General features: G+C 44.2%; 13 protein-coding genes. 6 read left to right on the forward strand and 7 right to left on the reverse strand.

The genetic code is table 11. From position 1 onward, the window contains the following. Positions 1–18: 18 nt before the first annotated feature. Positions 19–684: an acyltransferase gene (locus BTV98_RS11445; protein WP_075103637.1), complete on the reverse strand. Its 666-nt coding sequence runs from the start codon at positions 682–684 to the stop codon at positions 19–21. A gap of 241 nt (positions 685–925) precedes the next feature. Here BTV98_RS11445 and BTV98_RS11450 point away from each other — a divergent pair, with 241 nt between their 5' ends. The 6 genes from BTV98_RS11450 (at position 926) to gspK (ending at position 6,018) form a co-directional block, all read left to right on the forward strand. Further along, positions 926–1,714 carry a TatD family hydrolase gene (locus tag BTV98_RS11450; RefSeq protein WP_075103638.1) on the forward strand — a complete coding sequence of 263 codons (789 nt, stop codon included), beginning with the start codon at positions 926–928 and terminating at the stop codon, positions 1,712–1,714. Positions 1,715–2,103: 389 nt separating this feature from the next. Further along, positions 2,104–2,793 carry a TetR/AcrR family transcriptional regulator gene (locus BTV98_RS11455; RefSeq protein ID WP_058369688.1) on the forward strand — a complete coding sequence of 230 codons (690 nt, stop codon included), beginning with the start codon at positions 2,104–2,106 and terminating at the stop codon, positions 2,791–2,793. Positions 2,794–2,806: 13 nt separating this feature from the next. Then, positions 2,807–3,679, forward strand: a complete 873-nt coding sequence (locus tag BTV98_RS11460; protein ID WP_083606201.1) for a Tfp pilus assembly protein FimT/FimU — start codon at positions 2,807–2,809, stop codon at positions 3,677–3,679. 3 nt (positions 3,680–3,682) lie between these two features. Further along, positions 3,683–4,171, forward strand: a complete 489-nt coding sequence (gspI, locus tag BTV98_RS11465) for a type II secretion system minor pseudopilin GspI (protein ID WP_075103639.1) — start codon at positions 3,683–3,685, stop codon at positions 4,169–4,171. Beyond that, positions 4,168–4,941 carry a type II secretion system minor pseudopilin GspJ gene (gene gspJ, locus BTV98_RS11470; RefSeq protein ID WP_075103640.1) on the forward strand — a complete coding sequence of 258 codons (774 nt, stop codon included), beginning with the start codon at positions 4,168–4,170 and terminating at the stop codon, positions 4,939–4,941. The genes gspI and gspJ overlap by 4 nt, the downstream gene beginning before the upstream one ends. A gap of 12 nt (positions 4,942–4,953) precedes the next feature. Continuing rightward, positions 4,954–6,018 (forward strand): type II secretion system minor pseudopilin GspK, encoded by a 1,065-nt coding sequence (gene gspK, locus BTV98_RS11475; RefSeq protein WP_256713904.1) that lies wholly within the window; start codon positions 4,954–4,956, stop codon positions 6,016–6,018. Between the two features lie 30 nt (positions 6,019–6,048). Here gspK and BTV98_RS11480 read toward each other — a convergent pair whose 3' ends face one another. From BTV98_RS11480 to BTV98_RS11505, 6 genes are all read right to left on the reverse strand, one after another. Then, positions 6,049–6,729 (reverse strand): TetR family transcriptional regulator, encoded by a 681-nt coding sequence (locus BTV98_RS11480; RefSeq protein ID WP_075103641.1) that lies wholly within the window; start codon positions 6,727–6,729, stop codon positions 6,049–6,051. 98 nt (positions 6,730–6,827) lie between these two features. Continuing rightward, positions 6,828–8,267 (reverse strand): deoxyguanosinetriphosphate triphosphohydrolase, encoded by a 1,440-nt coding sequence (locus BTV98_RS11485; protein WP_075103642.1) that lies wholly within the window; start codon positions 8,265–8,267, stop codon positions 6,828–6,830. Between the two features lie 193 nt (positions 8,268–8,460). After that, entirely contained in the window at positions 8,461–9,552 is a 1,092-nt protein-coding gene (gene ychF / locus BTV98_RS11490) for a redox-regulated ATPase YchF (protein WP_058369693.1), read from the reverse strand. 87 nt (positions 9,553–9,639) lie between these two features. After that, complete coding sequence (locus BTV98_RS11495; protein ID WP_075103643.1) at positions 9,640–10,461, reverse strand: phosphodiester glycosidase family protein; 822 nt, start codon at positions 10,459–10,461, stop codon at positions 9,640–9,642. A 70-nt stretch (positions 10,462–10,531) separates the two neighbouring features. Next, the gene (locus BTV98_RS11500) at positions 10,532–12,337 is read right to left on the reverse strand and encodes an FMN-binding glutamate synthase family protein (RefSeq protein ID WP_075103644.1); all 1,806 of its coding nucleotides are present in this window, start codon (positions 12,335–12,337) and stop codon (positions 10,532–10,534) included. Between the two features lie 243 nt (positions 12,338–12,580). After that, entirely contained in the window at positions 12,581–13,408 is an 828-nt protein-coding gene (locus BTV98_RS11505) for an IclR family transcriptional regulator (protein WP_075103645.1), read from the reverse strand. Positions 13,409–13,481 lie beyond the last annotated feature (73 nt).

Consider the following 13,481-nt stretch of genomic DNA (forward strand, 5'->3'; position numbering starts at 1 on the left):
TTATAGTTTAAGCTATCTTTAGCGCTCCCAGCGTACATTTTGGCGAATGATTTTTGCAGGTGTGCCTGCAACCATACAGTTTGGCGTCTCAATGGGTTTGTTGACAAAAGCGCCTGCTGCAATGATACAACCGCTAGCGATAGTGACGTTTTTAGAAATGGTAACATTGGCGGCAATCCATATGTGATCTCCTAAGACAACATCAGCATGAGCATCATTCAGTCGCGCATTAGAGTCTATATCATAGACCTTGTGGACGTCAGTCGCCCGAATTTCAATGCCGCGCGATATCATGCAAGCGCTACCAATGGTCACGCTCTTATCGCGTGCCAAAATATAGCAATCTATGGCAGTGGTACGCGCACCGATATGAATGTGCAAATGATTGCCAACGATTAATAATTGACCAGAAAATTTGACATGCTCTGCGATAGTGATTTGATTGTGACTGCCATTGATATCAATTTTTAAGGTATTAAATTGTCCATGCTCACTAATGGTGATTTGATTATCATGACCTTTACGAATGGTAATAACTGAATTGCCAATAATACGAGCGTCTTTAGCAATATCGATATGATTATCGTGACCGTTGTCCTGCAATAAGAACCGTTGCTTGTAAAAATACTTAGGTAGCAGAGTCTTTACAATAGGGGGTAGGGTCACGGTTTTTTTCTGATTCATAATGATAAGGCTTGTGAAAGATGAATAAAGGGTACGACGTTTTTGCTAGTGATACGCCATTATTAGGGTAGCGCTTTAGTGTGGTGTTTGCCATATCTATAGCTTTAATAAAGTTAATTTGAATGCCATTAATAGCTAACCTAGTAGTTTACTGTTAAACACCCCTTGAAAACAGTGCTGATTAGAGCAATAAATGTTCAACAGATCCTACACTTATTGATTTTTATTAACGAGATTGTTTATGTTTACTGATACTCATTGCCATCTAAACCGGTTAGATTTAACGAAGTATGACGGTCAGTTGTCCGGTGCAATTGCCGCCATGAAAGAGGCCAATGTCACGCGTGCGATGGCTATTATGTGTGATTTTGCCGAATATGATGAGATTGCCAGTATCGTCAGCACTTACGGTGATGAAACGCTAAATCTTGGTATGAGCGTTGGCATTCACCCTTGTGAAGATATTGGCGTATTGCAATCAGCGACGGTCGAGCGTTTGGTAGAAACCGCTGACGCTGAGCACGTCTGGGCAATAGGCGAGACGGGGCTGGACTACTATTGGTCAACAGAAAATAAAAAAGAGCAACAAGCCAGCCTTGCGCGGCACGTTCACGCCAGCCAAAGTTTGAAGAAACCTCTAGTCGTACATATGCGTGATGCTAAAGAGGATACTATCGATATCTTAAAAGCGGAAGGTGCTGAACATGGCATTATTCATTGCTTTACCGAAGATTGGGAGACGGCCAAACGTGCGCTGGATTTAGGGTTTTATATCTCATTCTCAGGTATTGTCAGCTTTAAGAGTGCGCAAATGATTCAAGATGCTGCGCGCAAAATGCCTAAAGACAGAATACTTATCGAAACAGACAGCCCATATCTTGCACCTGTACCCAAACGTGGTAGGCCTAATGAGCCGGCGTATGTTCCTTACGTTGCCAATTATCTTGCTGATATGTATGGCTGTAGTAGCAATGAAGTAGGAGCGCTAACTGCAAAAAACTTTGAAAATTTACTGGCACAGTACCATTAAAATCGTTATGCTATGACCAGTCAGTCATTAATTGTATAGTCTTTTCGCCGTGTATCCCATTATTAGGTATAAGAGCGTAAGCTTATGATTATGCATAACTATAATTAGTTCGCTATAAAAACGTTACAGCGAGACTGGTATAAATTTTTGCAGCCTCTGTCAGTGTAGACACAGCAAGCAAGAAAAAATTATACCAGTTGCGAATCACGTTACAACGTATTAGCTTTATTCGGTATCGACTACATTAAGCGAATATAAGTATAGTAGCTATTTATAGTTCATTATAGTTTTTATGCAGTCTTTATACTGACATTATCATTTCACTATCTATTGTACTGGTTATCGCAATATGGTCACGTGCTTATTTTGACCAAGTTTTAGGAGAGATTATGAGTCGTCAACATCAGTTTAAAGCGCGCGAAGAGAATATCTTAGCGATGGCTGAGCAGTTATTACTTGAGTCAGGCGACGGTGATATCACTTTAGACAGTTTGGCCGATCAACTAGATTTGGCAAAGGGGACGCTATATAAGCATTTTTCGAGCAAAGATGAGCTGTATCTGCGTATTATTATTCGTTATGAAGAGCAGCTGTTTGAGATAAACCGTATTGATGATTGTCCATCAGCAGGAATTGCGCGGATGATATTTCAGCAACTGCTCAACCCGCAAAAAGCCATGCTGCTCAATCAAATAGAAGAACGTCTGGCAGCTTCAGTGACTGGTCTTAATCGCCTGTTCGGTGAGCTATATGATATTCGCCGCCAGCGTATGAAGCGTTTGCTAGATATTATCAGCATTTATCTAAAAGATGAGCGTAGTAGTTTGAGCACTCGTGATTATTTGTCTTCCATTTGGGCGATGGGTCAAGGCGGGGCGGGGCTGTTAAACTCCAGTTTTTATCAGCGTTATCTAGGTCGCCGCGATACTCTACGTTATGTCTTTGTGCAGCAGATGCTTGAGTTGCCCAGTCATTATCCAGCTGATGCGACGGACCAAGATGTATTGGATGAGGACATGCAAGAATTGGTTGAGCAAATTGATACAGAATCAGAAGAACATCGTAATACGACTTATTGATAACAGGTATAACATGCCGATCACTGCAAAGACCCGTTCCAGCTCAGTGGTCGAGCATGCTTTTTACCCCTCAGAGTATAAGCTATTTGACCTAGGCAACGACTCAGCTATAAAGTTGAGTCATTGTTATCGTAATTCTCCTGAGCATTCTCAAAAAAGCTATTCGCAAAAAAAACATTTCCAAGCATTACCCAATCAAGCACTTTCTTCAAAAACTGTATTGCAAATACTAGCGCGTCCGCAGACTGGTTTTACCCTAGTCGAAATCATGGTGGTCATGGTTATTTTGTCTATATTTGCTGGCATGATTGCTGTATCAGTCGGCAGTAGCGAATCGCGAAAAAACCGCGCCTTTTACGAGCATCTTACTGACTCATTAAGCTATGTCAGGCTACTGGCAGCTGAGCGTATGCAGCCGATGGGTTTAAGCTTACAAGCAGACAAGCAAGGTCAAGTGACGCCCGTTATTATGAGTTTATCAAACCCTTATATTAGCTATCAGACCCAATCAGTCACGCCAAGTAACGGCGATAGTACGCCCAAAAATGCAATGGAGTTGTCTGCAGATTTGTCCGGTATGTCGGGCGCTAATGGCGACAATCCACCAATGCCCAGCTGGGAGCTAGAGACAGAAGTCACATTGCCAGAAATGCCAGCTGGGGTCAGTTTAAGCATTCAAAGTCTGCAGACAAGCAATGCATCGGGACTTGAGTCCACCCAAGTTTTGCAGCCTTGGTTTAATGGGCAGGCAGTGCCGCAGGTATTGTGGTTTGGTACTGGGCAAGCAACTCCTGTCACGATTGAGGTGCGTCATCAGTCACGATTGGTCGGAGAAGTCATCACTATCATGCCGGATGGTAGTATGATGATAGGGCAGGGACTGTAGCAGATGGTAAAGAGAAGTAAACCAACAGCGCACATGGCAACACATAGCACAAGCCAAATCTCGCTTGTCAAGCGTGAAGGTGGATTTACGCTGATTGAAGTGATGGTGGCGCTTGCAATACTAGCGGTGGTTGCTGTTGCCGCTAGCCGTGCCAGTAGTGCATATCTAAGCTCGGTTGAGGTACTACGTACACGCACGCTTGCACACTTTGTGGCACAAAACGCCGCGGCTGATTTACGGATTCAAGAGTCGTGGTTGACAGCCAATAGCACGCAAACGATGGACGCCCAAGGCCGTACGTGGCAAGTAGCCATGACCGTTAATAATACGTTGTCGCCAGCGCTCAAGGAAGTAAATATCAGTGTTGCCCCTATCATTGATGGACAAGTGCGCTCAGCGGTAACAGATATCGATGTGATCTTAGGCAATGCAGAACAAGATGTCGGTAGCTTAGATCTGAGTAGTTTAAATCCAAGTGGAGGTAACTTGTGAGGCAGCAACACGGCTTTACCTTACTTGAGCTGATGGTCGCGATGGCAATATTTGCGATGCTTGCCGTCGCAGGGTGGCAGGTGTTTGATGGGGTTAACCGTGCTCGCGAGCGGGCACAGTTCCATGCCGATCAGCTGGCGGTCTTACAATATGCATATTTACAATTGCAACAAGACATGGGTCAAATCATTGCTTATCAAGCACCTTCTACGCAAAATAGTAGCGCGAACGGCTCCAATCTAAATACCAATACCAATAGCGAGCAAGACTCTGTAGCTGCTGAACCTTTTATGAGTTTAAACGGTGAGCAGCTTAGTTTTGTGCGTTTTGCTGATCCCGATCCGAGCTACCAAACCAGTCCAAGCTTGCAGCGTGTTGAGTATGTCTTTACAGATCAACGTCTTATCCGGCGACAATATAACAGTATCGAAAGTGGAGCTGATAGCGTCAGCCTAGATACAATATTGCTCAGTGGTGTCACAGCAGCGCGCTGGCAGGCCTATTTACCTGAAGTAAGTAACGACTTCCCTAGCGCAGGTAAGCAACAGATTAATAACAATAATAGTAATAACCTTAATATTGATGAGGCAGAGACTGTCTTACTTCCTAAAGGAATAGGGATGAGCTTTACTTATCAAGATATGCCGATTACATGGCAATGGGCGCTCGCGCCGCAACCTCTGCCAGTTAATAGTAGTGGGCTTGATACGAATATAGGCGGTAATAGCGATAACGAAAATGATCCTGATAACATGACAAACGGCCAATAATAGGAGGCGCTTATGACAATGACAGCAGACTCCCAGCGCGGCGTGGCTTTATTGACCATCTTGCTTTTGGTTGTCAGTATTACAGTGGTAGCAGGGGCAATGCTTGCGAGCCAAAAAATCGTTATTCGTCGCAGTGGGCTACTATTTAATCAAGATCAGTTACTACAAGACTTAGAAGCAGGGAAGCAGCTAGCGATTACCATTATTCGCGCTGATGATAAGCTAAATGATAACGATAGCATGCAAGATATTTGGGCGCAGCCGTTGCCGCCTTATACTTTAGGGTCGCATAGTATCACTATCGCGTTGCGCGATGAAGCCAGTCGTTTTAATATCAATAATCTTTATCATGATGACGCAGCCGATACCGATGCATTGGAGATATTTCAGCGTTTGTTAACCCAGTTAAACCTAGAGCCTGAAATTGCGATCGCGGTACTTGACTGGCAAGACCCAGACAATGAAATTTATAACGATGGCGGTGATGAGAGTGTTTTATATGGCGAGCAAACCAATATTCGTGCAAATAAAGCATTGCCCAATCAATCATTGGTTAGTATCGATCAACTCCAAGAGGTACACGGGGTAAACGCTGATACATTGGCAATTTTGCGTCCGTATATTACTGCGGTCCCTTATTTTGTGCCAATTAATATCAATACAGCAAGTCCCGTACTGTTAGCTGCGTTGATGGAGGAGACGACCCCACAGCAGATGCAAACCCTGACAGATCTGCGTGCACAACAAGTATTGGTCTCTGTTGATGATTTATGGCAGCTACCACCATTTATCAGTATGGGTACTGAAGAGCGTCAAGGGTTTGAGTCGTTATTAGCGGTAGATAGTCAAGCGTTCAGAGCGCTCATTACCGCAACTGGCAATAGCGATGTAGGCATCGCGCCGCAGCGGTATGCAACGGTATTAATCAGTAAAACGAACTCTGAAAATGATGACGACGATATAAATAATAATGGTGCTAGCAACAATGATGCTAGTAATACCAGCGGCAATAACAGGGAGGCTAAAACAGTAACAGTCGTAGCACAGCGCTTATGGGCATTTCGCCCTAGTTTTTAACAACCAGTAACATTATTCAAGAATGCATTGTTAATCATTAAGCTGCGTCTTTTCACTTGATTTCCAATTATAAGCACCATAGAACAACATTTGCGCTTGGCGTGTACAGTTGTGTAGCATTAATTGTTTTTTCTCTTCGATTTCTGCCGGATTCATCTCATCATCATGTTCTTCAGAATAGGTGAGTTCCAACCAATCAATAATCCAAGAAAAAAACATATTGACCCCAGCTTCGGCCAATAAACGCCGGTCATAATCATTGATATGCGTAAAGGCAGGCTGCAGTGCTAAATCCTCTCCCAAGATTTTTCCATGCATTTTTATTAGATTACTGATGGCTTTACGGACAGCTTCTGAGCCGCCAAAGCGCTCACTGACCAAAAACTGCCAATAACGAGGCTGTGCATTGACGGTTTGTAAAAACAATTGAATGCTTTTTGCAATTTGACGATCAAAACTGCGCTTGCGACCGATCTGTAGACCATCACGTAAGATAGCAAGGGTACCGCCTAGCTCTTCAACGACCAATGCCTCACCTAGTGATTCCATGTCATCAAAGTGACGATAAAAGGCAGTCGGCACCACACCAACTTCACGAGTGACTTGTCTAAGACTAATGGAGCTAAATGATTGCCCAGTGATGCATAAGTCTAACACTGCATTAAAAAATGCTCGCCGGGTTTGAAGCTTTTTTTGTTCGCGACTGCTCATAATATTTCAAAATTACCTAATAGATGTTTATCATACTCATTTCAACGCAAAAATACGAATGAAATACGCGGTCAGCGTTGATACTGACAGCGAGATTGTCAAACCATTGTACCCCAATGACCCTGCAACTCTTGCGCCAACCTATAAGCTTCATGATCATTCATACCAGTAATAAAATCTAAAATATTTAGAATATTATGATAAATATCATCTGTCAGTATGCGTCTGTTTTCATCAAGATGGGGCTGTAACAAGCTTAATAGGCGTTGCTGCTCAAAAGGTTTCGACGCGCTTGTATGTGCTGTCCATGCCAATGGCATAAATGAATCAAGTAGACGATGCAAGCACTGGTTCGCCATAAGCTCCATGCGAACTTTACTTGGATGATTAAATATCCGTTCGCGCGCTAACTGCTTGGCTTGATTGATACCATTTTGCACACTTGCATCACAATGCGCAAATAGACTGCCATTGAGGGTTCCAGCTAGCAATTTATCGCTATTTACCACAAAAGCATCGGTCACAGTGTTGACCAAGCGCATCATTGCACGTGCTCGCAGTGAGGCTAGGCTCTGTCGGACAGAGAGATGGGCAGGTAAATCAATACTACTAGGACGCTCGCCAATCAACTCATAAAATATCGTCGCCACCTCATGATAGGTGAGCATATTTAAATTGATTCCATCCTCTAGATCTATAAGCGCATAGCAGATATCGTCTGCAGCCTCTAACAAGTAAGCCAGTGGATGACGAGCAAAGCCAGCGTGTTGCTCTGAGCGTGGCAATTGCAAACAGTCCGCCAATTGTTCTAACTGTACAGCCTCACTATAAAAGCAGCCAAATTTTTGTATTTTAGAGGCGTTTTGATCAGCGCTCTGATGCTGGTTGTTTATTGGAGTGCTATTTAGCGGATTGCTGTGCGTCGCTAACCACGGGTATTTCATAAACGCGCCCAAAGTCGCGCAGGTTAGGCGCATACCGCCTAGGTCAGGATGATGCTCATTACGCACCAATAGGCGAAACCCTTGTGCATTGCCTTCATAGGCAAACAGATCAAGACGCTCGTCGTTGCTGATATTTTGCAAGATGGTTTGGCGATCAGGGTGCATAAACCAATCACGAATGGCGTACTCACCAGCATGGCCAAAAGGTGGATTGCCAATATCATGAGCAAGACAGGCAGCTTGCACGATGACGCCTACATCTGCTGGCGTGACACCTGCAGGCAAGCCATTGCCTAATTTATCATGAAGCTTTTCTGCTGCCATGATTCCTAACGAGCGCCCAATACAAGACACTTCTAAAGAGTGAGTCAGGCGCGTATGAATGCCTAGCTGATTGGTTAATGGGTGGACTTGAGTTTTTTGATTGAGCTGGCGAAAGGAGTGTGAGAACACCAAACGATCATAGTCTTTATGAAAGGAGGAGCGAGCACTGTCTTGAATAGGGGCTGGTTTTACACTACCTAATCGCTGTGCGGTGAATAATCGTGCCCAATGATCGGCTGGGGTGGTAAGCTTATTAAAATGAACAACCATAGTTTATATTCCATTATTATTGTCATTAACATTATCGTCTTTTGAGATGTGCTTTATAAAAATATGCGATGTATTTTGACATCCGTTAAATCAGTATAATAAAAAAAGCCAGCGCGAAGGCTGACTTTTGGTTGTACTATGCTAAGACTGTGTAAGTCAGCAAGCAGGCAAAATGCTTATACTGTTGGGATACTTAGACGTTAAAGCGGAAATGCATGACATCGCCATCTTGTACAATGTAGGTTTTGCCTTCTAGGCGTGATTTACCAGCGGCAGCAGCCCCTTTTTCGCCGTTATATTCGATAAAATCATCATAAGCGATGACCTCAGCGCGGATAAAACCACGCTCAAAATCAGTATGAATCACGCCCGCCGCTTGCGGCGCTGTTGCACCAATAGCGACAGTCCAAGCACGCACTTCTTTCACGCCAGCGGTAAAGTAAGTCTGCATATCGAGTAAGTCATAACCACCGCGAATCACTTGATCCAAACCTGCCTCTTCCATACCCATGTCTTCTAAGAAATCTTTTTTGTCATCTTCATCCAGTTGCGCAATTTCAGATTCGATTTGGTTGCATAAGGCGATTACGATAGAGTCTTCACCCGTGGCGTAGTCGCGTACAGCATCGAGATAAGGGTTGTTTTCAAAACCATCCTCAGACACGTTAGCAATATACATGGTAGGCTTTAAGGTAATCAGACCGTAACTTCTGATCAGTTTTTTCTCATCGCTATCTAATCCTGCTGCGCGCGCCGCTTTACCTTCAGCTAAGAGCGGCTCGATTTTTTTGAACACATCAAGCATGGCTCCAGCGTCTTTATCACCGCCCTTGGCTTTTTTGGTTAGGTTAAATACTGCGCGCTCAACAGCTTCAAGATCAGCAAGGGCCAGTTCAGTGTTGATGGTTTCGATATCGTCAATAGGGCTGACGCGGCCATCGACGTGTACGACATTGTCATCATCAAAGCAGCGCACTACGTGAGCGATCGCGTCAGTCTCACGGATATTGGCCAAAAACTGGTTGCCCATGCCTTCGCCTTTTGAGGCGCCAGCGACCAATCCTGCGATATCGACGAATTCCATCGTCGTTGGTAATACGCGCTCAGGATTGACAATATCAGCCAGCTTTTTTAGGCGTGGGTCTGGTACCGGTACGATACCAGTGTTGGGATCTTTGGTACAAAACGGGAAGTTTTCAGCGGCGATTCCCGCTTTGGTTAAGGCATTGAATAAAGTGGACTTGCCTACGTTTGGTAAGCCGACGATGCCGCAGTTAAAACCCATAGTAATCTCTCAATCATTTAATATATTGTGGAACAAAAATTGGCGCTATTGTAGCAAAATTTAGCTGTTAGCGGGCGTATAGATGAGCTAATTTTCTTGTGTTTCAGTGACCCCAATCATCACACCCATCTCTTTTTTGTCATGTTTATCGATACTAGGCGCATATAGTGCTGACGCAATACCGCCATCTAAAAATAGCGCATTCGGACAGTTTAAGTTATCCTTAAATAAGGATGCAAACTGATAAAACGTCACAGGCTCATCGCTATTGACAAATTGTATGCTGCCATCACTACAAACGCCGGCTCCGTTACGAAACTTACTTGAGGTGCTATCAGGATTAAACTGCGGATGTATCTCATCGTTGATAACTAGCATTGGCCCTGATTGCGTGGCGTACCAAGGCTTTGCATCCCTACTGCTCAGCTGTTCAGCTAAAGCATTACTTTCAGTAATTTGCACTTGGCCAGAGGTATCCCACCACATAACCCCATTGGGTAATAAATGAAAATTACCGCCGCCCTCGTTTGAGTTTAAGGCGCGAATCTCATCACCTTCAATGACTGTATAACCAATCGGCGCGTAACGCTCGTTGTACATACCAGCGTTCATAGCAAAAACTAAATGCTGTGATTTTGGCAGTGTATCCACTAAATTGGCAAAAGTGAGCAGCGGTTTTGAGTCATTAGAGGGTTGCCAAAACAACTGTAGAGAGTAGCGTTCGCTATTTAATGCCTCAGCCTTGATGCTACAGGCGCTATAAGTAAAGGGTAACTCTTGCGACTGGCACACCCAACTCTGCGTACTAGTATTAGATTTGTCAGCGTCTATCGGTTGACAAGCACTGATGCTTAACGCGAGTAGTGCAAATGTGAATGGCAACGGTAAGGCAAAAACAAAATTTGGCATCAGTTACTTAACTTTTGAAATACGGATATTATTTATAAATTTTTACTGCTGAACACTATTTAGCTAATTTTTAATGGTCAGTAGTTGGAACGTCGCGAAAGGTATTGTTCACATTACCAATTAGCTGACCGCCATCGACTTCATCATATTCTGAGTTATCAACAGTTTCTTCTGTAGGCGCGCTGGTTTCTTTACCTTTATCACGCGAGTCTTTGTTATAAGCAATCAGTGCATCGTTGTTGGCTAAAAAGCTATCAGGATTGGCCATTACCCACATCTGATTGAATACGTCTGCTCGGGCGCTGTGATCGAGTAAAGCACCTTTATCCGTGAAGTAAAAGTACTTCGATAGCAGCTTAATTTGCCCATCATCAAGGCGGCGTGCAATATGGTAAGGCTGCAATTGGCTTGGATGTTGCAGACCGACGGCACCGACGATGCTGGCAAGCGATTTGAGCGTATTCTTATGAAAGCTTGCAACGCGCTCGGCTTTGCTCGGTACATCCAGCGCTTTTTGACGATACGGGTCTTGGGTCGCTACGCCTACAGGGCAAGTGTTAGTATGACAGGAGCGCGACTGAATACAGCCGACGGCGAACATAAAGCCACGTGCTGAGTTACACCAGTCAGCGCCCAAAGCAATCATTCGAGCAATATCAAAGCCTGAGACAATCTTACCACTAACGCCAAGCTTAACCTTGTCACGGATACCTGCACCAACCAAAGTATTGTGTACCAACAAAAACCCTTCAACCATTGGCATACCGACATTGTCCATAAACTCAACAGGCGCCGCCCCCGTACCGCCTTCAGCACCATCAATCACGATAAAATCAGGGTAATTGTCGGTCTCCATCATGGCTTTGACGATTGCCATAAATTGCCAAGGCTGACCAATACACAGCTTAAAGCCGACGGGCTTGCCACCTGATAACTCACGTAATTGCTGCCAAAACGCGACCAGCTCACGCGGGGTACTAAAAGCGGTATGAGAAGAGGGTGATACGCAGTCTTGACCAGTAGCGACCTGACGAGTATCTGCAATCTCTTGGGTGATTTTTTCTGCTGGTAGTACGCCGCCTTTGCCAGGTTTTGCGCCTTGTGAAAGTTTAATTTCAATCATTTTTACTTGTGGGTCGACTGCTTTTTCGGCAAAGGACTGTGGATCAAAGTTGCCATTTTCATCACGGCAACCAAAATAACCCGTACCAAGCTCCCAAATTAAATCACCGCCGAATTTACGGTGATACGGGCTAATTGCACCTTCACCGGTATCATGAGTAAAGCCGCCCATCTTAGCACCCTGATTGAGCGCCATAATGGCATTGGCAGACAAACTTCCAAAGCTCATCGCTGAGATATTAAATACCGACATATCATGCGGCTGCTGACAACGCTCACCGCCAACCATGATACGAAAGTCTTTATTCTCTAAGGGCTGGCTGACTGCCGACTGTAAAAACCATTCTTTGCCATGCGTGTATAAGTTATCTAATGTACCAAAAGCATTGGTATCACTAACATTTTTGGCACGCTGATACACAAGGGCGCGCTGCTGACGCGAAAACGGTACTTGTTCTTTATCATTTTCTAACAGATACTGTCGAATCTCAGGGCGGAAGTCCTCGAGCACATAACGGATATGACCTGCGACAGGATAGTTGTTTAAGATAGAATGCTTGGATTGAATAAGGTCGTAAATACCTAGACCTACTGCCAACCCGCCAATAACAATCAGCCACCAATTGACTAATAATAGTCCTGCCAAAAAAATTAAAATAGCGGCACCAAAAGTGCTATAGCGCAGCAGTAAACCAACCAAATAAGGAGAGCTGGTCTTGGGTTCAGGATTTAGATTGGTACGAGATTGGGGCATAGCAAGGCTCAACAGTAATACGTAAAGATTAAAAAGGCGATAATAAGTTGATATATGACCACACAGCAGTCTTTCATAAATCTTTTATAAACAAGAAAGCCAGACTGACGTTTTGATCAATAATAGGTATAAATTTGACGGGTATATCATACACTTATGATAACACTACAACGGTGTCATTGAGTAACAACTCCTTAGAGGTATTTTCTCTCAATATGCTTTGACGCTTGGTCAGTAAGACTCTTAACCTCCACTCCCAATACTCTCAGCCAAGGCCTGCAATTTGGGCACAATTATAGCCGCATAGTCATCGCTTTTCCAGTTAGCGCGCGGCACGCTAGCATTCAACGAATATTCATAAAGACCGGTGGCTACATCAAAAACCCCAACCGCAACCGCTAAAATATCAGGAGAGTACTCACCATCAGACAGCGTATGACCATGCTGTTGATAATATTCTGCTGACTGATCTAATGTTGTTTGCGCATGGCTGTAATCTGTGGTGGATAAGCTATCTTGTAGATGAGAGCGAATAAGTGCTTGTCTGGTCGGTAAGCTTGCTGCATAAAAGGCACGTCCAATGGCTGTCCGTGCTACTGGGACGGCCGAGCCAACTTGTAAGTTGACCGATAGGCGAGCGGGGCTACGGCAACAGGCGAGATAACGCATTTCGCCTTCAATTTCTGTGGCTAGGTTCACTGACACTTCGTTTTGTGTTGCAAATTGACGTAGCAGAGGTTCAGCAAACGCCACTGCATCATGACGACTCCATGCCGCCGCGCTCAGTCGTACCGCGCTACTACCCAACTCATACTGACCATGTGCGGTAATACGCAAAAACCCAAGCGTGGTTAGAGTGTAAATTAACCGAGTAATGGTCGCTTTTGGTAGTGCTGTCATCTGACATAATTGCTGATGACTTAACTGGTCTTGATGTTCAAAGGCAGCAAGTAAAGACAAACCACGACCAAGCGCTGTGACAAACTGCCTGTCTTCTTCCTCTTTGCTTTGAATAAGGGCATTATTCATCCTTTCTAATAAAAGCGTAGGTTTTGGCAGGTTTTTTGTCATTTTTTGACCATATATATTCAAAAGGGTTTACAAGAGGGATAAATTTTGCTTAAATAGTTTTACATTATGAAAC

The sequence above is a fragment of the Psychrobacter sp. Cmf 22.2 genome (assembly GCF_001921745.1).
In the GTDB taxonomy this organism is placed as follows: Bacteria; Pseudomonadota; Gammaproteobacteria; order Pseudomonadales; family Moraxellaceae; genus Psychrobacter.

What these genes read in the sequence shown, in the direction of transcription:
- BTV98_RS11450 (WP_075103638.1), top strand. Translation starts at nt 926, where the DNA reads ATGTTTACTGATACTCATTGCCATCTAAACCGGTTAGATTTAACGAAG.
- BTV98_RS11460 (WP_083606201.1), top strand. Translation starts at nt 2,807, where the DNA reads ATGCCGATCACTGCAAAGACCCGTTCCAGCTCAGTGGTCGAGCATGCT.
- BTV98_RS11495 (WP_075103643.1), bottom strand. Translation starts at nt 10,461, where the DNA reads ATGCCAAATTTTGTTTTTGCCTTACCGTTGCCATTCACATTTGCACTA.
- BTV98_RS11485 (WP_075103642.1), bottom strand. Translation starts at nt 8,267, where the DNA reads ATGGTTGTTCATTTTAATAAGCTTACCACCCCAGCCGATCATTGGGCA.
- ychF (WP_058369693.1), bottom strand. Translation starts at nt 9,552, where the DNA reads ATGGGTTTTAACTGCGGCATCGTCGGCTTACCAAACGTAGGCAAGTCC.
- gspI (WP_075103639.1), top strand. Translation starts at nt 3,683, where the DNA reads ATGGTAAAGAGAAGTAAACCAACAGCGCACATGGCAACACATAGCACA.
- gspK (WP_256713904.1), top strand. Translation starts at nt 4,954, where the DNA reads ATGACAATGACAGCAGACTCCCAGCGCGGCGTGGCTTTATTGACCATC.
- BTV98_RS11500 (WP_075103644.1), bottom strand. Translation starts at nt 12,337, where the DNA reads ATGCCCCAATCTCGTACCAATCTAAATCCTGAACCCAAGACCAGCTCT.
- BTV98_RS11505 (WP_075103645.1), bottom strand. Translation starts at nt 13,408, where the DNA reads ATGACAAAAAACCTGCCAAAACCTACGCTTTTATTAGAAAGGATGAAT.
- BTV98_RS11445 (WP_075103637.1), bottom strand. Translation starts at nt 684, where the DNA reads ATGAATCAGAAAAAAACCGTGACCCTACCCCCTATTGTAAAGACTCTG.
- BTV98_RS11480 (WP_075103641.1), bottom strand. Translation starts at nt 6,729, where the DNA reads ATGAGCAGTCGCGAACAAAAAAAGCTTCAAACCCGGCGAGCATTTTTT.
- BTV98_RS11455 (WP_058369688.1), top strand. Translation starts at nt 2,104, where the DNA reads ATGAGTCGTCAACATCAGTTTAAAGCGCGCGAAGAGAATATCTTAGCG.